Source organism: Polaribacter sp. Asnod1-A03 (assembly GCF_045063585.1).
Taxonomy (GTDB): Bacteria; Bacteroidota; Bacteroidia; order Flavobacteriales; family Flavobacteriaceae; genus Polaribacter.
On record NZ_JBEFOE010000009.1, the window covers coordinates 2,013,169 to 2,034,788 of the forward strand.

17 protein-coding genes and 5 tRNA genes are annotated in these 21,620 nt (G+C 31.7%); 21 read left to right on the forward strand and 1 reads right to left on the reverse strand.

Going from position 1 to position 21,620, the window contains the following annotated elements; translation table 11 throughout:
• The first annotated feature begins 19 nt into the window (after nucleotides 1–19).
• The 21 genes from ACJJVY_RS09310 to ACJJVY_RS09410 all read left to right on the forward strand — a co-directional run bounded on the left by ACJJVY_RS09310 (nucleotide 20) and on the right by ACJJVY_RS09410 (nucleotide 20,670).
• Nucleotides 20–1,186: an acyl-CoA dehydrogenase family protein gene (locus ACJJVY_RS09310; protein WP_405607296.1), complete on the forward strand. Its 1,167-nt coding sequence runs from the start codon at nucleotides 20–22 to the stop codon at nucleotides 1,184–1,186.
• A 292-nt stretch (nucleotides 1,187–1,478) separates the two neighbouring features.
• Entirely contained in the window at nucleotides 1,479–1,676 is a 198-nt protein-coding gene (gene rpsU / locus ACJJVY_RS09315) for a 30S ribosomal protein S21 (RefSeq protein ID WP_265724052.1), read from the forward strand.
• Nucleotides 1,677–1,775: 99 nt separating this feature from the next.
• Entirely contained in the window at nucleotides 1,776–2,663 is an 888-nt protein-coding gene (locus ACJJVY_RS09320) for a tyrosine-type recombinase/integrase (RefSeq protein WP_405607300.1), read from the forward strand.
• A 3-nt stretch (nucleotides 2,664–2,666) separates the two neighbouring features.
• Nucleotides 2,667–2,975 (forward strand): ribosome hibernation-promoting factor, HPF/YfiA family, encoded by a 309-nt coding sequence (hpf, locus tag ACJJVY_RS09325; RefSeq protein ID WP_405607303.1) that lies wholly within the window; start codon nucleotides 2,667–2,669, stop codon nucleotides 2,973–2,975.
• Between the two features lie 106 nt (nucleotides 2,976–3,081).
• A tRNA-Thr gene (locus tag ACJJVY_RS09330) sits at nucleotides 3,082–3,155 on the forward strand.
• Between the two features lie 38 nt (nucleotides 3,156–3,193).
• A tRNA-Tyr gene (locus ACJJVY_RS09335) sits at nucleotides 3,194–3,275 on the forward strand.
• A 14-nt stretch (nucleotides 3,276–3,289) separates the two neighbouring features.
• Nucleotides 3,290–3,362 (forward strand) — tRNA-Gly (locus ACJJVY_RS09340).
• Nucleotides 3,363–3,380: 18 nt separating this feature from the next.
• Nucleotides 3,381–3,453 (forward strand) — tRNA-Thr (locus ACJJVY_RS09345).
• A gap of 60 nt (nucleotides 3,454–3,513) precedes the next feature.
• A complete protein-coding gene (tuf, locus tag ACJJVY_RS09350) occupies nucleotides 3,514–4,701 on the forward strand; it encodes an elongation factor Tu (protein ID WP_405607306.1) in 1,188 nt (395 codons plus the stop codon).
• 82 nt (nucleotides 4,702–4,783) lie between these two features.
• Nucleotides 4,784–4,855, forward strand: a tRNA-Trp gene (locus tag ACJJVY_RS09355).
• An 18-nt stretch (nucleotides 4,856–4,873) separates the two neighbouring features.
• Complete coding sequence (secE, locus tag ACJJVY_RS09360) at nucleotides 4,874–5,062, forward strand: preprotein translocase subunit SecE (protein WP_237587974.1); 189 nt, start codon at nucleotides 4,874–4,876, stop codon at nucleotides 5,060–5,062.
• A gap of 14 nt (nucleotides 5,063–5,076) precedes the next feature.
• Entirely contained in the window at nucleotides 5,077–5,625 is a 549-nt protein-coding gene (gene nusG / locus ACJJVY_RS09365) for a transcription termination/antitermination protein NusG (protein ID WP_405607310.1), read from the forward strand.
• Between the two features lie 75 nt (nucleotides 5,626–5,700).
• Nucleotides 5,701–6,138 carry a 50S ribosomal protein L11 gene (gene rplK / locus ACJJVY_RS09370; protein ID WP_405607313.1) on the forward strand — a complete coding sequence of 146 codons (438 nt, stop codon included), beginning with the start codon at nucleotides 5,701–5,703 and terminating at the stop codon, nucleotides 6,136–6,138.
• Nucleotides 6,139–6,158: 20 nt separating this feature from the next.
• On the forward strand, nucleotides 6,159–6,848 hold the full coding sequence (gene rplA, locus ACJJVY_RS09375; protein ID WP_405607316.1) for a 50S ribosomal protein L1: 690 nt from the start codon (nucleotides 6,159–6,161) through the stop codon (nucleotides 6,846–6,848).
• Nucleotides 6,849–6,867: 19 nt separating this feature from the next.
• On the forward strand, nucleotides 6,868–7,386 hold the full coding sequence (rplJ, locus tag ACJJVY_RS09380) for a 50S ribosomal protein L10 (RefSeq protein WP_405607319.1): 519 nt from the start codon (nucleotides 6,868–6,870) through the stop codon (nucleotides 7,384–7,386).
• 49 nt (nucleotides 7,387–7,435) lie between these two features.
• The gene (rplL, locus tag ACJJVY_RS09385) at nucleotides 7,436–7,810 is read left to right on the forward strand and encodes a 50S ribosomal protein L7/L12 (RefSeq protein WP_405607322.1); all 375 of its coding nucleotides are present in this window, start codon (nucleotides 7,436–7,438) and stop codon (nucleotides 7,808–7,810) included.
• A gap of 148 nt (nucleotides 7,811–7,958) precedes the next feature.
• A complete protein-coding gene (rpoB, locus tag ACJJVY_RS09390) occupies nucleotides 7,959–11,768 on the forward strand; it encodes a DNA-directed RNA polymerase subunit beta (protein ID WP_405607325.1) in 3,810 nt (1,269 codons plus the stop codon).
• A 73-nt stretch (nucleotides 11,769–11,841) separates the two neighbouring features.
• Complete coding sequence (gene rpoC, locus ACJJVY_RS09395) at nucleotides 11,842–16,116, forward strand: DNA-directed RNA polymerase subunit beta' (RefSeq protein ID WP_405607328.1); 4,275 nt, start codon at nucleotides 11,842–11,844, stop codon at nucleotides 16,114–16,116.
• 116 nt (nucleotides 16,117–16,232) lie between these two features.
• A complete protein-coding gene (locus tag ACJJVY_RS09400) occupies nucleotides 16,233–16,544 on the forward strand; it encodes a DUF3467 domain-containing protein (protein ID WP_405607331.1) in 312 nt (103 codons plus the stop codon).
• Between the two features lie 208 nt (nucleotides 16,545–16,752).
• Nucleotides 16,753–19,644 (forward strand): TonB-dependent receptor, encoded by a 2,892-nt coding sequence (locus tag ACJJVY_RS09405; RefSeq protein ID WP_405607334.1) that lies wholly within the window; start codon nucleotides 16,753–16,755, stop codon nucleotides 19,642–19,644.
• 3 nt (nucleotides 19,645–19,647) lie between these two features.
• Entirely contained in the window at nucleotides 19,648–20,670 is a 1,023-nt protein-coding gene (locus ACJJVY_RS09410; RefSeq protein ID WP_405607337.1) for a phytase, read from the forward strand.
• 55 nt (nucleotides 20,671–20,725) lie between these two features.
• Here the strand turns inward: ACJJVY_RS09410 and ACJJVY_RS09415 are convergent, their stop codons facing one another.
• Nucleotides 20,726–21,613, reverse strand: a complete 888-nt coding sequence (locus ACJJVY_RS09415; RefSeq protein WP_405607340.1) for a carboxylesterase family protein — start codon at nucleotides 21,611–21,613, stop codon at nucleotides 20,726–20,728.
• Nucleotides 21,614–21,620: the final 7 nt, after the last annotated feature.

A 21,620-nucleotide genomic window follows, 5' to 3' on the forward strand; every position in this document is an offset into this window, starting at 1 on the left:
AATCAAATTACTATTTTTTATGAACAGTATGTACTTTACTGAAGAGCATGAGGTTTTTCGTGCAAGTTTTAAAGATTTCTTACAAAAAGAAGTAGTTCCTCATATTAATAAGTGGGAAGAAAGCGGATCTATAGATCGTTTTATTTGGAAGAAATTTGGAGAAATGGGGTATTTTGGCTTAAATACACCAGAAGAATATGGTGGATTAAATTTAGATTTATTTTATACCGTTATTTTTTTAGAAGAATTACAAAAAATTAATTCTTGCGGATTTGCAGCAGCTATGTGGGCACACGAATATTTAGCAATGACGCATTTAGCTAAAGAAGGTAGTGACTTTATTAAAAATAAATATTTAGCACCAAGCGTAGAAGGAGATTTAATTGGTTGCTTGTGTATAACAGAGCCTTTTGGTGGAAGTGATGTAGCTGGTATGCGGTCCACAGCAATAAAAAAAGGAGGTAAGTATATTTTAAATGGATCTAAAACATTTATTACAAACGGTGTTTATTCTGATTATTTAATTGTTGCGGCAAAAACTGATACTTTAGAAAAGCACAATGGCATTAGTATTTTTGTAGTTGATAGAACTTCTAATGGTGTTTCTGCAACAAAGTTAGATAAATTAGGTTGGCGTGCTTCCGATACCGCAGAAATTGCATTTGATAACGTAGAAATTCCTGTTGAAAACTTAATGGGAGAAGAGGGAAGAGGTTTTCCTTATATTATGCAGCATTTTGCATTAGAGCGTTTAATTATGGGAGTAAATGCGCATGCAAGAGCAGAATATGCTATAGACTATGTTTTAGGTTATATGAAAGAAAGAGTTGCTTTTGGTAAATCTTTAGATAAATTTCAGGCATTAAGACATAAAATTGCAGAAATGGCTAGTAGAGTAGATATGTGTAAAGAGTATAATTATTCTATTACCAAACGTTTAAATGATGGGCAATATGTGGTAAAAGAAGCAAGTATGTCTAAATTATTATCAACAAAAATGGCTGACGAAGTTATTTATGATGCATTACAAATGTTAGGTGGTTATGGTTATATGGAAGAATATCCATTGGCAAGATTACTTAGAGATAGCAGATTAGGTCCAATCGGAGGAGGAACTTCAGAGATTTTAAAAGAGATTATTGCAAAAATGGTAATTGATAAGAAAGAATATAAAACAGCAACATAGTTTTATAGCGCTTATTTTACTTCATTAACATAAATATTAAATTAATAACTTTTGTAAATTGTTTTGGGCGTTACCTAAAGGTCGTGCTTTCACTACTCGCTTTTTTTTCGTTCTTCAAAAAAGAGCTTAAACAAACCGTTCAATCACTAACGCGAACTAACTATTTAAAATTTTTTATAAAATACTAGTTGTCAATTAATAATTTGTAAGTACCTTTGCAGTCCTAAAAAATAAAACAAATAGTTTAAAACTATTCAAAATATAAAGAGACTATGAAGGGAGGTGCCAACTTATGTTAATTATACCTGTAAAAGAGGGAGAAAATATCGATAGAGCGTTAAAACGTTATAAGAGAAAATTTGATCGTACTAAAACGATGAAAAACTTACGTGCTAGAAAGAATTTCACGAAACCTTCAGTAGCCAATAGAGCTCAAAGAATAAAAGCTTCTTACGTTCAAAGATTGAGAACACAAGAAGAGGTAGGTTAGAAATAACTTATATCAACTCATAAAACTCGTATTGAATATTCAATACGAGTTTTTTTTATGCCTTTTTTTGTAGTTTTACTCGCTTAAACAATTTATTTCGTGATAACTTCATTTTTAGAATACTTGTCTTTAGAGAAAAAATACTCTGCTAATACGATAACAGCATATAGGAATGATTTAATATCATTTAGAGATTTTTTAATAATAGAGTTTGGTCAAGAAAACTTATCAGAAGTAAATTATAGTCAGGTAAGAAGCTGGATTGTTTCCTTAGTTGATCTTAAAGTATCTAATAGAACAATTAATAGAAAAGTAAGTTCATTAAAGTCTTTCTATAAGTTTTTACAAAAAATACATCAAATTGATGTTAATCCACTTTCTAAACATAATGCGCTAAAGGTAGAGAAAAGAATTCAAGTTCCTTTTACTTCAAAAGAAGTTGATGAAGTTATTAAAGAAATCGATTATAAAGATGATTTTGTTTCTGTTAGAAATAAATTAATAGTAGAATTATTTTATTCAACAGGAATAAGAAGGGCAGAATTAATTAATATAAAAGAGGTTGATGTAAATATACCCGAAAGAATAATTAAAGTATTAGGGAAAAGAAATAAAGAAAGGTTTGTTCCTGTACTTAATTCAGTTGCAGAAACTTTAATGCAATATTTAGTTTTAAAAAAAGAAATTAAAAAGGATTCAGACAAACTTTTTATAACTGAAAAAGGAAATAAAATATATGAAAGTCTTGTTTACAGAGTTATAAATTCTTACTTTAGTAGAGTCACTTCAAAAGAAAAGAAAAGTCCACATATTTTAAGACATTCTTTTGCAACTCATTTGCTAAATGAAGGGGCAGACTTAAATTCAGTTAAAGAGTTGTTAGGGCATTCTTCTTTAGCATCAACTCAAGTCTATACTCATAATAGTCTTGATGCGATAAAAAAAGTATATAACAAAGCTCACCCTAGGAGCGGTAAAAAAGAATAACATATGAAAGTATTCGTTCAATCAGTCAATTTTAATGCAGATAAAGAGTTAGTAAGATTTGTAGAGGATAAGGTAGAGACATTAATAAAGTTTCATGATAAAATTGTAGATGCAGAAGTTTTTTTAAAGGTTCAGAAAACTAGTGATAAAGAGAATAAAATTACAGAAGTAAAAATAAATATTCCTGGAAACGAGTTAATAGTTAAAAGAGAAACAAAAACCTTTGAAGAAGGCATAAACTCTGCGGTTGATAATCTAAAAAGACAATTAAAAAGATCAAAGGAGAAGCTTCGAAATTCTTTAATTTCATAAAAAAGAAAAAATATTAAAAAAAATATTAAAAAAGTTTTTTATAATTGAAAAAACTTTATACATTTGCAATCCGTTAGAAATAGCGGGTTGTTTTTTTGCAACAAAAGCCGATGTAGCTCAGCTGGCTAGAGCAGCTGATTTGTAATCAGCAGGTCGTGGGTTCGAGTCCCTCCATCGGCTCATAAAGTAAAAAAGTTCATTAAAATAGTAAATTTACCGGGGAGATACTCAAGCGGCCAACGAGGACGGACTGTAACTCCGTTGACTACGTCTTCGCAGGTTCGAATCCTGCTCTCCCCACAAATTTACATATTGCGAAAGTAGCTCAGTTGGTAGAGCGTCAGCCTTCCAAGCTGAATGTCGCCGGTTCGAACCCGGTCTTTCGCTCAAAATCATTCCAACAAAGCCGGTGTAGCTCAGTTGGTAGAGCGCATCCTTGGTAGGGATGAGGTCATGGGTTCAAATCCCATCATTGGCTCATTTAATTAGTATTATTAGACACTAAATATATTTAAACTAAGAATTAAAATTAATAATTATGGCAAAAGGAACTTTTGACCGTTCGAAACCACACTTAAACATTGGTACTATCGGACACGTAGATCACGGTAAAACAACTTTAACTGCGGCTATTACTAAAGTATTAGCTGATGCAGGATTCTCTGAAGCTAGATCTTTTGATCAGATTGATAATGCACCAGAAGAAAAAGAAAGAGGTATTACAATTAACACTTCTCACGTAGAATATCAAACAGCTAACCGTCACTATGCTCACGTTGATTGTCCAGGTCACGCGGATTATGTAAAAAACATGGTTACAGGTGCTGCTCAGATGGATGGTGCTATTTTAGTGGTTGCTGCAACAGATGGTCCTATGCCTCAAACAAGAGAGCATATCTTATTAGGTCGTCAGGTAGGTATTCCTCGTATCGTTGTTTTCTTAAACAAAGTTGATATGGTGGATGATGAAGAGCTTTTAGAATTAGTTGATATGGAAGTTAGAGAGTTGTTGTCTTTCTATGATTATGATGGAGATAATGGTCCTGTTGTTTCTGGTTCTGCTTTAGGAGCTTTAAATGGTGAGCAAAAATGGGTTGATACTGTTTTGGAATTAATGGAAGCTTGTGATGCTTGGATTGAAGAGCCGTTAAGAGAGGTTGATAAAGATTTCTTAATGCCTGTTGAGGATGTATTCTCTATTACTGGTCGTGGTACAGTTGCTACTGGTCGTATAGAAACAGGTATTGCTAATACAGGTGATGTTGTAGATATCATTGGTATGGGTGCTGAAAAAATGACTTCAACAATTACAGGTATTGAAATGTTCCGTCAAATCTTAGATAGAGGTGAGGCGGGAGATAATGCTGGTATTTTATTAAGAGGTATTGCAAAAGAAGATATTAAAAGAGGTATGGTAATCTGTAAACCAGGTTCTGTAACTCCTCATGCAAAGTTTAAAGCAGAGGTTTATGTTCTTAAAAAAGAAGAGGGTGGACGTCATACTCCATTCCATAATAATTATCGTCCTCAGTTTTATGTAAGAACTACGGATGTTACAGGTACTATTAACTTGCCAGAAGGTGTGGAAATGGTTATGCCTGGAGATAACTTAACAATTACTGTAGACTTAATTCAGCCAATTGCTTTAAATGTTGGTTTACGTTTTGCTATCCGTGAAGGTGGTAGAACTGTAGGAGCTGGTCAGGTAACAGAATTATTAGACTAATTTAAACATTAGTTTGCTAATTAATAAATTATAAGGGTGTTTCGTTTCTATAACGGAACGCCTTTATCAATGAAATTAAGAAACGGGCGTAGTTCAGCGGTAGAGCACTGGTTTCCAAAACCAGCTGTCGGGAGTTCGAATCTCTCCGCCCGTGCAAAAACATATAAGTAATATGAATTTTATACAATATATCAAGGATTCTTTTGAAGAGTTAAGTAACCACATGACGTGGATTTCTAAAGAAGAAGCTCAAAAATCAACTGTAACTGTAGCTGTTTTTACAATTTTGTTTGCATTAGCTGTTGCTGGTATAGATTATGTTTTTCAAACTGGATTAGATAACTTTTTTAAATTATTTTAAAAAACAAATAGATTATGGCTGATTCAGTGATGAAATGGTATGTTGTTAGAGCCATTGGTGGACAAGAAAATAAAGTAAAAGCTTATATAGAAACAGAAATTTCTAGAGTTGGATTGTCAGATTATGTAAGTCAAGTGATTGTACCTACAGAAAAAGTTATCCAAATTAGAAATGGAAAAAAAGTTAATAGAGAGAGAGTGTACTTTCCTGGATATATAATGGTTGAAGCTAATCTTTCAGGAGAAGTTCCTCACGTTATAAAAGGTATTACTGGAGTTATAGGTTTTTTAGGAGAAACAAAAGGTGGTGAACCTGTTCCTATGAGAAAATCAGAAGTGAATAGAATGTTAGGTAAAGTTGATGAACTTTCTGTTCAAGAAGAAAATATTGCAATCCCTTTCAATATAGGAGAAACTGTAAAAGTTGTAGATGGTCCTTTTAATGGATTTGATGGTATTATTGAAAAAGTGAATGAAGAAAAGCGTAAACTTGAGGTAATGGTTAAGATTTTCGGAAGAAAAACTCCTTTAGAATTAAGTTATATGCAAGTAGAAAAGATATAATTGTTACACAAATATATATTTATTCCGATTTATTTTAAGCTTCCAAATTAAAGTAAATCATTAAACATTTTTAAAATGGCAAAAGAAGTTAGTAAAGTAGTTAAGTTACAAGTTAAGGGAGGCGCAGCGAATCCATCGCCGCCGGTTGGACCTGCTTTAGGAGCTGCTGGTGTTAACATTATGGAGTTCTGTAAACAGTTTAATGCAAGAACGCAAGACAAACAAGGTAAAGTTTTACCTGTTGTTATTACTGTTTTCAAAGACAAATCGTTTGATTTTGTTGTAAAAACTCCTCCTGCAGCAGTTCAGTTACTAGAAGCAGCCAAAATTAAAAAAGGTTCAGGAGAACCAAACAGAAAGAAAGTAGCATCAATTACTTGGGATCAAATTAAAGTTATTGCAGAAGATAAAATGGTAGATTTAAATGCCTTTGAAGTTTCTTCAGCAATGCGTATGATTGCAGGTACAGCACGTTCTATGGGATTAACAGTAAAAGGTGATGCACCAGCATAAACTTTATAAAAAGTAGTAAAATGGCAAAATTAACAAAAAAGCAAAAAGAAGCTCACGCAAAGTTAGATAGCTCTAAATCTTATGATTTAGCTGCTGCTTCATCGCTAGTCAAAGACATTACTAATGTAAAGTTTGATGCGTCAGTAGATTTAGCAATTCGTTTAGGAGTAGATCCTCGTAAAGCTAATCAAATGGTTCGTGGTGTGGTAACATTACCTCATGGAACTGGTAAAGATGTAAAAGTTTTAGCATTAGTTACACCAGATAAAGAAGCAGATGCAAAAGAAGCAGGTGCAGATTATGTTGGATTAGATGAGTATCTTCAAAAGATTAAAGGAGGTTGGACAGATGTAGATGTAATTATTACTATGCCAAGTGTAATGGGTAAATTAGGTCCTTTAGGAAGAATTTTAGGTCCTAGAGGTTTAATGCCAAATCCAAAAACAGGTACAGTAACTATGGATATTGCAAAAGCTGTTACAGATGTAAAAGCTGGTAAAATCGACTTTAAAGTTGATAAAACTGGTATCGTTCATGCTGCAATTGGAAAAGTATCTTTTGATGCTAAGAAAATTGAAGAAAATGCAAACGAGTTAATACAAACTATTATTAAATTGAAACCAACAACTGCAAAAGGAACGTATGTAAAAAGCGTTTTTATGTCTAGTACTATGAGTCCTAGTATTGCTGTTGAGGTAAAAGCTGTTTAATACGTTAAAACTTATAATTATGACTAGAGAAGAGAAATCACAAGTAATACAAGATTTAACAGCAGTATTAGCAGACACAAATACAGTGTATTTAGCAGATATTTCTGGCTTAGATGCTCAAACAACTTCTAATTTACGTAGGGCTTGTTTTAAAGCAGGTGTTCAGTTATCGGTTGTTAAAAATACATTACTTGCAAAAGCAATGGAAGCTTCAGATAAAGAATTTGGGGACTTACCAACAGTATTAAAAGGTAATACATCAATGATGATTTCTGAAGCGGCTAACGCTCCAGCAAAATTAATCAAAGAATTCAGAAAGAAAACTAAAGATAGACCTATTTTAAAAGGTGCATTTGCGGAAGAATCTGTTTATATTGGAGAAGATCAATTAGATGCTTTAGTAGATATTAAATCTAAAGAAGAATTAATTGGTGATATCCTTGGATTATTACAATCACCAGCTAAAAATGTTATTTCAGCATTACAATCAGGTGGTCAAACACTTTCAGGTATTATTAAAACTTTATCTGAAAAATAATTACGCGCACAAATAAACTATAATAAAACAAAATTTAAAAACAATTAAAATGGCAGAATTAAAAGATTTCGCAGAACAATTAGTTAACTTAACAGTAAAAGAAGTTAATGAATTAGCTACTATTTTAAAAGATGAGTATGGTATTGAGCCAGCAGCAGCAGCAGTAGCTGTAGCAGGACCAGCAGCAGGAGGAGATGATGCAGCAGATGAGCAAACTGAGTTTGACGTAATCTTAAAAGCAGCAGGAGGTTCTAAATTAGCTGTTGTAAAATTAGTTAAAGAATTAACTGGTTTAGGATTAAAAGAAGCTAAGGGTATCGTAGATAGCGCTCCTGCAGCAGTAAAAGAAGGTATCTCTAAAGATGAGGCAGAAGGTCTTAAAAAATCTTTAGAAGAAGCTGGAGCTGAGGTAGAGCTTAAGTAAGCTACTTATCCCGGATATACTAATATATAACGGGAAAACAAATTTAGGTTTAGGTACTAGAAAAATCAATTTTTCTAGACCTAAACCATTTTGTGTATATATTCGTTCTTTATTTTAATTCAGATTTTAATCAAAAAAATATTCTCTTTTGGCAACGAAAAACACTACTGAAAGAATCAACTTCGCAACTTCTCAAATGATTAAAGAATATCCAGACTTTTTGGATATTCAGGTAAAATCTTTTCAAGATTTTTTCCAACTTCAAACAAAGGCAGAAGAAAGAGGTGAAGAAGGTTTGTATAAAACCTTCATGGACAACTTTCCAATTACAGATACAAGAAATCAATTTGTATTAGAATTTTTAGATTACTTTGTAGATCCACCAAGATATTCAATTCAAGAATGTATTGAGAGAGGTCTTACTCATAGTGTGCCTTTAAAAGCACGTCTAAAATTATATTGTACAGACCCAGAACACGAAGATTTTGAAACAATTGTGCAAGATGTATATCTTGGTACAATTCCTTATATGACTAACTCTGGTACCTTTGTTATAAATGGTGCAGAGCGTGTTGTTGTTTCTCAATTACACAGATCACCAGGTGTGTTTTTTGGGCAATCTTTCCATGCTAATGGAACAAAGTTATATTCTGCAAGAGTAATTCCTTTTAAAGGTTCTTGGATAGAATTTGCTACAGATATCAATCAAGTAATGTACGCTTATATTGATAGAAAGAAAAAATTACCAGTAACAACGTTATTCAGAGCCATTGGTTTTGAAAGAGATAAAGATATTTTAGAAATTTTTGACCTTGCAGAAGAAGTTAAAGTTTCTAAAGCTGGATTAAAAAAAGTATTAGGTCGCAAATTAGCTGCTAGAGTTTTAAAAACTTGGCATGAGGATTTTGTAGATGAAGATACTGGAGAGGTTGTATCTATCGAAAGAAATGAAATAGTTTTTGATCGTGATACAATTTTAGATAAAGAACACATTGATGAGATAATTGATGCAGGTGCTAAAACCGTTTTACTTCATAAAGAAGATAACGATATGGCAGATTATGCAATTATCCACAATACTTTACAAAAAGATCCTACAAATTCTGAAAAAGAAGCTGTAGAACATATTTATAGACAATTACGTAATGCAGAACCGCCAGACGAGGAAACTGCAAGAGGTATTATTGATAAGTTATTCTTTTCTGAGCAAAGGTATAATTTAGGAGAAGTTGGTCGTTTTAGAATGAATACAAAACTTCAATTAAATGAACCAATTGATCAAAAGGTATTAACAAAATTAGATATTATTACGATTATTAAATATTTAATCGAATTAATCAACTCTAAAGCAGAAGTTGATGATATCGATCACTTATCTAATAGACGTGTAAGAACTGTAGGTGAGCAATTAGCTGGACAGTTTGGTGTTGGTTTAGCTCGTATGGCAAGAACAATTCGTGAGCGTATGAATGTACGTGATAACGAAGTGTTTACTCCTATCGATTTAATTAATGCAAAAACATTATCATCGGTTATTAACTCATTTTTTGGTACAAACCAATTATCTCAGTTTATGGATCAAACAAATCCATTAGCAGAGATTACTCACAAGCGTAGATTATCTGCACTAGGACCTGGAGGTTTATCAAGAGAAAGAGCAGGGTTTGAGGTTCGTGATGTTCACTATACACATTACGGTCGTTTATGTCCTATTGAAACACCAGAGGGACCAAATATTGGTTTAATTTCTTCGCTTTCTGTTTTTGCAAAAGTGAATAACTTAGGTTTTATCGAAACTCCTTACAGAAAAGTTGATAATGGTGTTGTTGGTGAAGAAGAACCTATTTATTTAAGTGCTGAAGAAGAAGAGGGAATGAAATTTGCTCAGTCTAATTTAGAATTAAATGAAGATAGAAGCTTTGTTTTAGATAGAGTTATTGCGCGTGAAGAGGGAGATTTTCCTGTAGTTAATCCAGAAGCGATTGATTATATGGATGTTGCACCAAATCAAATTGCATCTATTTCAGCATCTTTAATTCCTTTCTTAGAGCATGATGATGCCAATAGAGCATTAATGGGATCAAACATGATGCGTCAAGCAGTACCATTATTAAGACCAGAATCTCCAATTGTAGGAACAGGATTAGAGCGTAGAGTTGCAAAAGATTCTCGTATTTTAATTAATGCTGAAGGAGCAGGAGAGGTAACTTATGTAGATGCAAATAAAATTACAATTAAGTATGATAGAACAGAAGAAGAAAGACAAGTTAGTTTTGATTCTGATGAAGTTTCTTATAACTTAATTAAGTTTAGAAAAACAAACCAAGGAACAAACATTAACCTTAAACCAATTGTAGAAAGAGGTGATAGAGTAGAAGAAGGTCAAGTTCTTTGTGAAGGTTACGCAACACAAAAAGGTGAGTTAGCTTTAGGTAGAAATATGAAAGTAGCCTTTATGCCTTGGAAAGGGTATAACTTTGAGGATGCAATTGTAATTTCTGAAAAAGTAGTTAGAGACGATATATTTACATCTATTCATGTTGATGAATATTCTTTAGATGTTAGAGATACAAAATTAGGTACTGAAGAGTTAACTAATGATATTCCTAATGTTTCTGAAGAAGCAACTAAAGATTTAGATGAAAATGGAATGATTAGAATTGGAGCAGAAGTAAATCCTGGTGATATCTTAATTGGTAAAATTACACCTAAAGGAGAGTCTGACCCAACTCCAGAAGAAAAATTATTACGTGCAATCTTTGGTGATAAAGCAGGTGATGTAAAAGATGCATCATTAAAAGCTTCTCCATCTTTAAGAGGTGTAGTAATTGATAAAAAGTTATTCAAAAGAGCATTAAAAGATAAAAATAAGAGGTTAAGAGATAAGGAAGCAATTGCAACTTTAGAAGCTTCTTTTGTTTCTAAGTTCGAAGGTTTAAAAGATTCTTTGATAGATAAGTTATTTGCGCTTATTAGTGGAAAAACATCTCAAGGAGTTTATAATGATTTAGGGGAAGAAGTTTTACCAAAAGGTAAAAAATATACTCTTAAAATGTTAAATTCTGTTGATGATTATGTTCACTTAACAGGTTCTTGGACAACTGATAAAGAATTAAATGATTTAGTTGGTGAATTAGTTCACAATTATAAAATCAAGGTAAATGATTTACAAGGGTCTTTACGTCGTCAAAAGTTTACAATCTCAGTTGGTGATGAGTTACCAGCAGGAATTTTAAAACTTGCTAAAATTTATATTGCTAAAAAACGTAAGTTAAAAGTTGGTGATAAAATGGCAGGACGTCATGGAAATAAAGGTATCGTTGCACGTATTGTACGTCAAGAGGATATGCCTTTCTTAGAAGACGGGACACCGGTAGATATTGTTTTAAATCCATTAGGAGTACCTTCTCGTATGAATATTGGTCAAATTTATGAAACTGTTCTTGGATGGGCAGGAGAAAAATTAGGAACTAAATATGCAACACCAATTTTTGATGGAGCATCTTTAGATCAGATCAATGAAATTACAGATACTGCTGGTGTACCAAGATTTGGACATACATACTTGTATGATGGTGGAACTGGTAAACGTTTCGATCAAAGAGCAACTGTTGGTATTATTTACATGATTAAATTAGGACACATGATTGATGATAAAATGCATGCGCGTTCTATTGGTCCTTATTCATTAATAACACAACAACCATTAGGAGGTAAAGCTCAATTTGGTGGTCAGCGTTTTGGAGAGATGGAAGTTTGGGCACTTGAGGCATACGGTGCATCAAGTATCTTAAGAGAAATCTTAACTGTAAAATCTGATGATGTTATGGGGAGAGCTAAAACATACGAAAGTATTGTTAAAGGTGAAGCTATGCCAGAACCAGGTTTACCAGAGTCATTTAACGTATTAATGCACGAGCTTAAAGGTTTAGGTTTAGACGTTAGATTAGAAGAATAAATTTTTTCAGTAACCAACTCACAATATTTTTATTGTGAGTTGAATACTGCCAACTGAATACTTATTAAAAGACATGGCAAGAAAACAAGAAAAGTACACTGTAAAAAAGTTTAACCAAATCTCAATTGGTTTATCATCACCAGAAGCTATTTTAGAAGTTTCTAAAGGTGAAGTTTTAAAACCAGAAACTATAAATTACCGTACACACAAACCAGAAAGAGATGGTTTATTTTGTGAGCGTATTTTTGGTCCTGTAAAGGATTATGAATGTGCTTGTGGAAAGTATAAAAGAATACGCTACAAAGGTATCGTTTGTGATAGATGTGGTGTAGAAGTAACAGAAAAGAAAGTACGAAGAGATAGAGTAGGGCACATTAATTTAGTGGTCCCTGTTGCTCATATTTGGTACTTTAGATCATTACCTAACAAAATGGGATACCTTTTAGGTTTACCATCTAAGAAGTTAGATATGATTATATATTACGAGCGTTATGTTGTAATTCAACCAGGTATTGCTAAGAATGTAGAAGGAGAACCATTACAAAAAATGGATTTCTTAACAGAAGAAGAATACTTAGACATTGCAGATGAATTACCACAAGATAATCAATATTTAGATGATTCTGACCCAAACAAATTTATTGCTAAAATGGGTGCTGAATGTCTTATTGATTTATTAGCTCGTATAGATTTAGAGTCTTTATCTTTTGAATTAAGACATAAAGCAAATACAGAAACGTCTAAACAACGTAAGACTGAAGCTTTAAAACGTTTAAATGTTGTTGAAGCATTTAGAGATTCTCAAAAAAATAGAGAAAATAATCCAGAATGGATGATTATGAAGGCAATTCCGGTAATTCCACCAGAATTGAGACCATTAGTACCTTTAGATGGTGGTCGTTTTGCTACTTCAGATTTAAATGATTTATATAGAAGAGTAATTATTAGAAACAATCGTTTAAAAAGATTGGTTGAAATAAAAGCTCCTGAAGTTATTTTACGTAATGAAAAACGTATGTTACAAGAATCAGTAGATTCATTATTTGATAACACACGTAAATCATCAGCAGTAAAAACAGAATCTAACAGACCTTTAAAATCTTTATCAGATTCATTAAAAGGTAAACAAGGACGTTTCCGTCAAAACTTATTAGGAAAACGTGTTGATTATTCTGCACGTTCTGTAATTGTTGTTGGACCAGAAATGAAATTATCTGAGTGTGGATTACCAAAAGATATGGCAGCTGAACTTTACAAACCTTTTGTAATTAGAAAATTAATTGAAAGGGGGATTGTAAAAACTGTAAAATCTGCTAAGAAAATAATTGATAGAAAAGAACCAGTTGTTTGGGATATTTTAGAAAATGTAATTAAAGGACATCCAGTTTTATTAAACAGAGCTCCTACTTTACACAGGCTTGGTATTCAGGCTTTCCAACCAAAATTAATTGAAGGAAAAGCAATTCAATTACACCCATTAGCATGTTCTGCTTTTAATGCGGATTTTGATGGGGATCAAATGGCTGTTCACTTACCATTAGGCCCAGAGGCTATTTTAGAAGCACAATTATTAATGTTAGCTTCTCATAATATCTTAAATCCTGCAAATGGTGCTCCAGTTACTGTACCTTCTCAGGATATGGTACTTGGTCTTTATTATATGACAAAAGAAAGAATCTCTACTCCAGAAGTTAAAATTAAAGGAGAAGGATTAACTTTTTATTCTCCAGAAGAAGTAACTATAGCTTTTAATGAAGAAAGAGTAGACTTAAATGCAGGAATTAAAGTAAGAACTAAAGATATAGACGAAAACGGAGAACAAGTAACTAGAATTATTAAAACTACTGTAGGTAGAGTTTTATTTAATGAAGTTGTACCTCCTGCTGCAGGTTATATTAATGAAGTATTGACTAAGAAAAACTTACGTGGTATTATTGGTGGAATTTTAAAAGCTACTAATATTCCTACTACAGGAGAATTCTTAGACCAAATAAAAAACATGGGATATAAATTTGCCTTCCAAGGTGGTTTATCATTCTCATTAGGGGATATTATTATTCCTGAAGAAAAACAATCTATGATTGATGAAGCTAATAAAGAAGTGGATATCATTGTAGGGAACTATAACATGGGTATGTTAACGCAAAAAGAGCGTTACAATCAGGTAATTGATATTTGGGGTAGAACCAATAACGATTTAACTGAGTTGTCTATGAAACGTTTAAGAGAAAACCAACAAGGGTTTAACTCTGTATATATGATGCTTGATTCTGGAGCAAGGGGTTCTAAAGAACAGATTCGTCAGTTAACAGGTATGCGTGGATTAATGGCAAAACCTAAAAAATCTACAGCAGGTGGTGGAGAAATTATTGAGAATCCGATTCTTTCTAACTTTAAAGAAGGTTTATCAATTCTTGAATACTTTATCTCTACTCACGGTGCTCGTAAAGGTTTAGCAGATACCGCTTTAAAAACGGCAGATGCTGGTTACTTAACACGTAGATTAGTAGATGTATCTCAAGACGTTATTATTAACGAAGAAGATTGTGGTACATTAAGAGGATTAGAAGTAACTCCTTTAAAGAAAAATGATGAGATTGTAGAATCTTTATCAGATAGAATTGAAGGACGTGTTTCTTTACAAAATGTTTATCATCCATTAACAGAAGAACTTCTTTTAGAAGCTAACCAACCAATTACGGCTCAATTAGCGTTAAAAGTAGAAAAGTCGGGTATTGATAAATTAGAAGTTAGGTCTGCTTTAACTTGTGAATCTTCTAGAGGTATTTGTGCTAAATGTTACGGTCAGAGTTTATCTACACTTAACAAAGTACAAATTGGTGAAGCAGTTGGTGTAATTGCAGCACAATCTATTGGAGAGCCTGGTACACAGTTAACATTACGTACATTCCACGTTGGTGGGGTTGCAGGTAACATTTCTGAAGATAATAAATTAATTGCTAAGTTTGATGGTAAAGTTGTTATCGATGATTTACGTACAGTTGTGGGTAAAGACAATGATGGTAAAGAGGTAGATATTGTAATTTCTAGAACAGCAGAAATTAAAATTATAGACAAGAAAACAGATATTACTCAGAGTACGAATATTATTCCTTACGGTTCTATTATCTATGATAAAGAAAGAAAATCGATTAAAAAAGGAGATGTAATTGTACAATGGGATCCATTTAACGGTGTAATTGTTTCTGAATTTGAAGGAAAAGTTAAGTTTGATAATTTACAACAAGGTATTAATTACTCAGTGGAAATTGATGAACAAACTGGTTTCCAAGAGAAAGTAATGATCGACTCTAAAAACAAGAAGATTATTGCTTCTTTGATTATTGAAGATGAAGATGGTAATGCTTTACGTTCTTACAGTTTACCTGTAGGTGCTCACTTAATGATTGATGATGGAGATAAAGTAGAAGCAGGACATACATTAGTTAAAATACCAAGAAAGTCTGGTAAAGCAGGTGATATTACAGGAGGTTTACCTCGTGTAACAGAATTATTTGAAGCACGTAATCCTTCTAACCCATCTGTTGTTTCTGAAATTGATGGTGTAGTTTCTTTCGGTAAGATTAAGCGTGGTAACAGAGAAATTATAGTTGAATCTAAAACAGGTGAGATTACTAAGTATTTAATAAAACTTTCTAATCAGATTTTAGTTCAAGAAAATGACTTTATTAAAGCAGGTATGCCTTTATCAGACGGAGCAACAACTCCTTCAGATATTTTAAGAATTCAAGGGCCATCAGCAGTACAAGAATACTTAGTAAACGAAATACAAGAAGTTTATCGATTACAAGGTGTAAAAATTAATGACAAGCATTTTGAGGTTGTTGTTCGTCAAATGATGCGTAAAGTTAAAATTATAGACTCTGGAGATACTTTATTCTTAGAGAATCAATTAATTCATAAAACTGACTTTATCAAAGACAATGATGCAATTTACGGAATGAAAGTTGTTGAAAATGCAGGAGATTCTGAAAACTTAAAAGCAGGACAGATTATTACTGCTCGTCAGTTAAGAGATGAAAATTCTTTATTAAGAAGAAATGATCAAAACTTAGTTGAAGCTAGAGATGCTAAACCAGCAACTGCAGAGCAAGTTTTACAAGGTATTACAAGAGCTTCTTTACAAACAAAATCGTTTATTTCTGCTGCTTCTTTCCAGGAAACAACAAAAGTATTAAACGAGGCTGCTGTAAGTGGTAAAATAGATACTTTAGAAGGATTAAAAGAGAATGTAATTGTAGGTAAGAGAATACCTGCAGGAACAGGAATGAGAGCTTATGAAAAGATTTTAGTTGGTTCTAAAGACGAGATGAAACAAGGCTTTTAAATAAAAATTTTAAATTTTTTAAATTCTAAAAGTTGAATTGTTTACTGTAACTTATTTACAATATTCAATTCAACTTTTTTTATTTTAAAAAAGTACTCAATTTAACAATATATATTATGGAAGAAAATCAAAAGAAAGATGGTCAATTAAATATAGAATTAGACCAAGAAATTGCAGAAGGAACTTATTCTAATTTGGCAATTATCAATCATTCCATGTCAGAATTTATTGTAGACTTTATCAACATTATGCCAGGTGTACCAAAGGCAAAGGTAAAATCTAGAATTATATTAACTCCTCAGCATGCAAAAAGATTAACAAAAGCATTAGCTGATAATGTTCGTAAATTTGAACAACAACATGGAGAAATTAAAGATTATGAGCAACCACCTATACCAATGAATTTTGGACCAACTGGTCAAGCATAACAAAAAAGAAAAGACAGCATTTAATGCTGTCTTTTCTTTTTATATTATATTAATTGCACTTTTCTTTATAGAAGTTTGTGTTAACTATTTTTAAATTTAATGTTAACTACTCTTAAAAATAGTATAAAAATTAGCCTTTTGTTTTCAATTTGGTAATAGTCTTAAAAAAATCAAAATCTACTTTTGATGTTTATAAAACAAACAAAAAATGAAACGATTTTATTTATTAAAACTTTTTTTATTAACGATTTTTTTATCGTTAAATGCAATAGGTACTTCTGCACAAACAGGTAATATTCAGGGGTTAATTACTGATAAAGATGGTTTTTATGTACCAGGAGCTAACGTTACAATAGAGTCTCTTAAAAAAGGAGATATTACAGATTTTGATGGAAAATTTAGAATTATTGGAGTTCCAACAGGTAAGCATATATTAAAAGTTTCTTATTTAGGATTTAAAGATATAGAACAAGAATTAGAGGTAAAAGAAAATCAAACTACAAGTATAAAATTAGAGTTGGTTTCAGAAAGTATAGAACTTGATGTCATCCAGATTAAAACTTTTAGATTCGGTAGCCAATCAAAAGCATTAAATACACAAAAGAATAACTTAAATATTACCAATGTAGTATCTACAGATCAAATTGGTAAATTCCCAGATGCTAATATTGGTGACGCTGTAAAAAGAATTCCTGGTATTACAATGCAAGTAGATCAAGGTGAAGCAAGAAATATAATTGTAAGAGGTTTATCTCCACAATTAAACTCTGTAACTTTAAATGGAAGCAGAATTCCATCAGCAGAAGCTGATAACAGAAACATCCAAATGGATTTAATCCCTTCGGATATGATTCAATCTATACAAGTAAACAAAGCTGTAACCCCAGATATGGATGCAGATGCTTTAGGAGGATCAGTAAATTTAATTACAAGAACTGCTCCACAGGGTTTTAGATTGTCAGCAACAGGAGGTTCTGGTATAAATACAATTACAAATAAAAGAATTTTAAATGGTTCTTTTTTAATTGGAGATCGTTCTAAAGATGGTAAGTTTGGTTGGATGATTTCTGCGGCAATTAACGATAATGATTTTGGATCACATGATGTAGAAGCAGAATGGACAGATGAATTTGCTTATACAGATGATGCTGGTGAAGAAGTAGAAATAGAAGTAAACCCTTATGCAAATGTTTTTGAAGAAAGAACTTATTTAGTGCAAAGAGTTCGTAGAAGTTTTTCTGCAAATTTTGATTATCAAATAAACGATAATAATGATATCTACTTTAAATCGATGTATAACTGGAGAGATGATAGAGAAAATCGTTTAGTTTTAGAGAATGAAATTTTAGATGGAGAAGATATTGAAGTTGGTGATTTTACACTTTCTGGTAATACATTAACAATGTTTCCTGTAGAAGCTAAGCGTGAAACCAAAGGAGGAATAAATAATAATAGAAATAAAAACAGACGTTTAGAAGACCAACGTATGTTTAATTTTAGTTTAGGTGGTAATCACTTGGCAAATAAATTACAAATAGATTGGATGGCGTCTTATGCAAAAGCATCAGAAGAGCGTTTAAACGAGCGTTACTTAGTATACGAAAGTGAATACGCTATTAACTATAATAATAATCCAGAGTTTCCTTTATATACTCCTGTAGATGCAGATGATTCTGCTTATAATAATTTTGAATTTGGTGAATTAACTGAAGAAAATCAGTATACGGAAGAAAAAGATATGAACGTTTTTGTAAACTTTAAATTGCCTTTAAATTTGTTTGACAATGAAGAAGGTTTCTTAAAATTTGGAGTTCGTGGTCGTTTTAAAAATAAAAACAGAGATAATGACTTTTTTGAGTATTCTCCTGAAGATGGTGCTTTTGATGAACTAGGTGGTATCCCAACAAGAGATTATACAAACTCAGATTACTTAGCGGGTAGCCAATACCAAGTAGGTTCGTTTGCAACTCCAGAATTTTTAGGGAGTTTAGATTTAACAGATGCATCTCAGTTTGAAGAAGAAGATTTAATTGATGAATATTTAAGTGGTAATTTTGATGTAAAAGAAAATGTTTACGCGGGTTACATTATGGCTAATCAACAATTAAGTAATAAACTTAGTGTTCTTGCAGGAGTTAGAATTGAAAGTACAAATTTAGAATCAGACGGATTTAAATTAACGTACATTGAAGAAGATGAAGATGCAGGTATCGATGAAGATATTTTAGTAGATGCTGTAAGTGATAAAAATTCTTATGTAAATGTTTTACCAGGTTTGCATTTTAAATATGATTTAAATGATAATAGTGTTTTACGTTTTGCTTGGACAAACACTTTAGCAAGACCTAATTACGAAGATTTAATACCAAGAGCAGAAATTGTAAATGAAGATAGTGAAGTGGTAATTGGTAACCCAGATTTAGATCCAACAACTTCTATGAGTTTCGATTTAATGGCAGAACACTACTTTAGTAACGTAGGTATTATTTCTGGAGGTTTATTTTATAAAAACATAAAAGACTTTATTTATACGTATCAAACAGAAACTACTGATGATAGTTATGGTGATGACACTACTGGATACGATGTTTATCAACCTTTAAACGGAGATAAAGCTTCTATTTTTGGTTTAGAATTAGCAATCCAAAGAAAATTAGATTTCTTACCAGGATTCTTAAAAAACTTTAGTGTTTATGCAAATTATACTTATTTAACTTCCGATGCAGACGGAATTCGTAATGAAGATGGAGATGAAAGAGAAGATTTAGATTTGCCCAATACAACACCAAATATGTTTAATGCATCTTTAGGTTACGCAGATGCAAAATTTAATGCAAGACTTTCTGGTAATTTTTCGGATGCTTATATTGATGAAATTGGAGGAAATGATTTTGAAGACCGTTATTACGATAAACAATTTTTCTTAGATTTTAGTGCAGGTTATACCATCAATCAAAATTTAAATATTTATGCAAGTGTAAATAATTTGACCAACCAACCGTTACGTTATTACCAAGGTGTAAGTGATAGAACGATGCAAATGGAATATTACGGACAAAGAATTACGTTTGGTTTAAAATATGATTTATTTAAAAAGTAAAAAATGAAATTAAACGTAAAAAATAGTGTTTTGTTTAGTGTAATGCTATCTTTATTATCATGTAATTCTGGTAGTAAATTACCAGCAATTGCACCAGATATAATTACAGAAAAAGCATTAAATGATACTGATGATCCTGCTATTTGGATTCATCCTACAGACGCATCTAAAAGTATTGTTTTTGGTACAGATAAGAAGACCAATGGTGCAATTTATGCTTACGATTTGCAAGGGAAAGTTATAGAAGATAAAACCATTAGAAATATAAAAAGACCTAATAATGTAGATTTAGAATATGGTTTTTCTTTAAATGATTCTGTTAAAGTTGATGTTTTAATGTTTACAGAAAGAGAAAAACAACAAGTTAGATTATTTTCTGTACCAGATATGAAACCATTAGATAATGGTGGGTTTCCTGTTTTTGAAGATGAAACCAATATTGAAAATAAACTACCTATGGGAATAGCTATGTACAAAAGTCCTGTTGATAGTAGCTTTTATGTAATTCTTGGTAGAAAATCAGGACCTAAAAAGGGGTATTTATATCAATATAAATTACTTGTAGAAAACACAAAAGTAAAACCAGTTTTGGTTAGGAAATTTGGAAACTTTAGTGGGAAAAAAGAAATAGAAGCTATTGCAGTAGATGCAGAAATGGGTTTTGTTTATTATTCTGATGAAGGGCATTGCATCCGTAAATATTATGCAGAACCTTCTAAAGGAGATCAAGAAATTTCTTGCTTTGGAGGCGAATATTTTTTAGAAGATATAGAAGGGATTGCTATTGCTAAATACGAAAACAATGAAGGATATTTAATTGTTTCTGATCAACAAAAAGGACAGTTTAACCTCTTTGATAGACAAACCAATAAATTTGTAAAAGCGGTTAATTTATCTACTTTAGAAACCGATGGTTGTGATGTTGTTACAGTACCTTTAAATGCCACTTTTAAAAGTGGATTGTTTGTAGCGATGAATGATGAAAAAGATTTTTATTTTTACGATTTAGACAAGTTAATTAAATAAAAATAACTTGTAAACAAAGAAAAAGCGAAACTTAATTGTTTCGCTTTTTTTTCATTTAAATTTCGGTTTCTATTTGTCTGTTTTTATACTGTAAAACATCATGATATAAAAAATCAATTATTTCATCTTTACATTGATAAATAGGTCTAGAATTCCAACTATGGTCTCCATTTTTTATACTGTATAAATAAAAAGATTTCTTGATAGATTTTAATTTATCTGCGATAGCTTTAGAACCGTAAAGAGGTAAATATCCGGTAGCATTTTTTTTGCAATAATGATGAGAAGCAATATTATAAGGCACTAAATTATCTTTTATTCCGTGAAATAATTGAGTAGGAATCGCATTTTCTGTTGTTATTTTATCAATAGAAATTGTTGCACCAGCCATGGCAATAATACCGGCAAATTTAAAGTTAGTATCTAAAATTTTATTATCGTACACATAAGCTAAATTTAAAACAGCTTCTGCACCAGCACTAGAACCTACTAAAATTATTTTATCAGTGTCTATTTTAAATTTTCGGTTGTGTTTTAAGAAGTATTGTACAGCATAACTAATATCTTTAGAAACATTGTTAAAAGCGGCTATTTTCAATGCAGCATTTGTTGTACAACCAAAACCAATTCCCTTCATGGTTAATCTATAAGAGATTGATGCAACTGCATAGCCATGTTCTACCATTTCCATGGCAAAATCTTTAGAAACTCTATCCTTTCTATCTCCTCCAGAAAATCCACCTCCATGCACATAAATTAGTAGAGGCAATTTACCTTTTGTCTTTTTAGGTTTGTAAAAATCTAATTTTAAATTTTTCTCTTTTTTTATACGCTGATAAGTGTAGGTTCTCTCAGAGAATTTAGAAGATTTTTCTAAAAATTGTTCTTGAGAAACACTATTCAAAAAAAAGAATAAAAAGAAAAGAGATAAGGTTATTTTCATTTTTAAA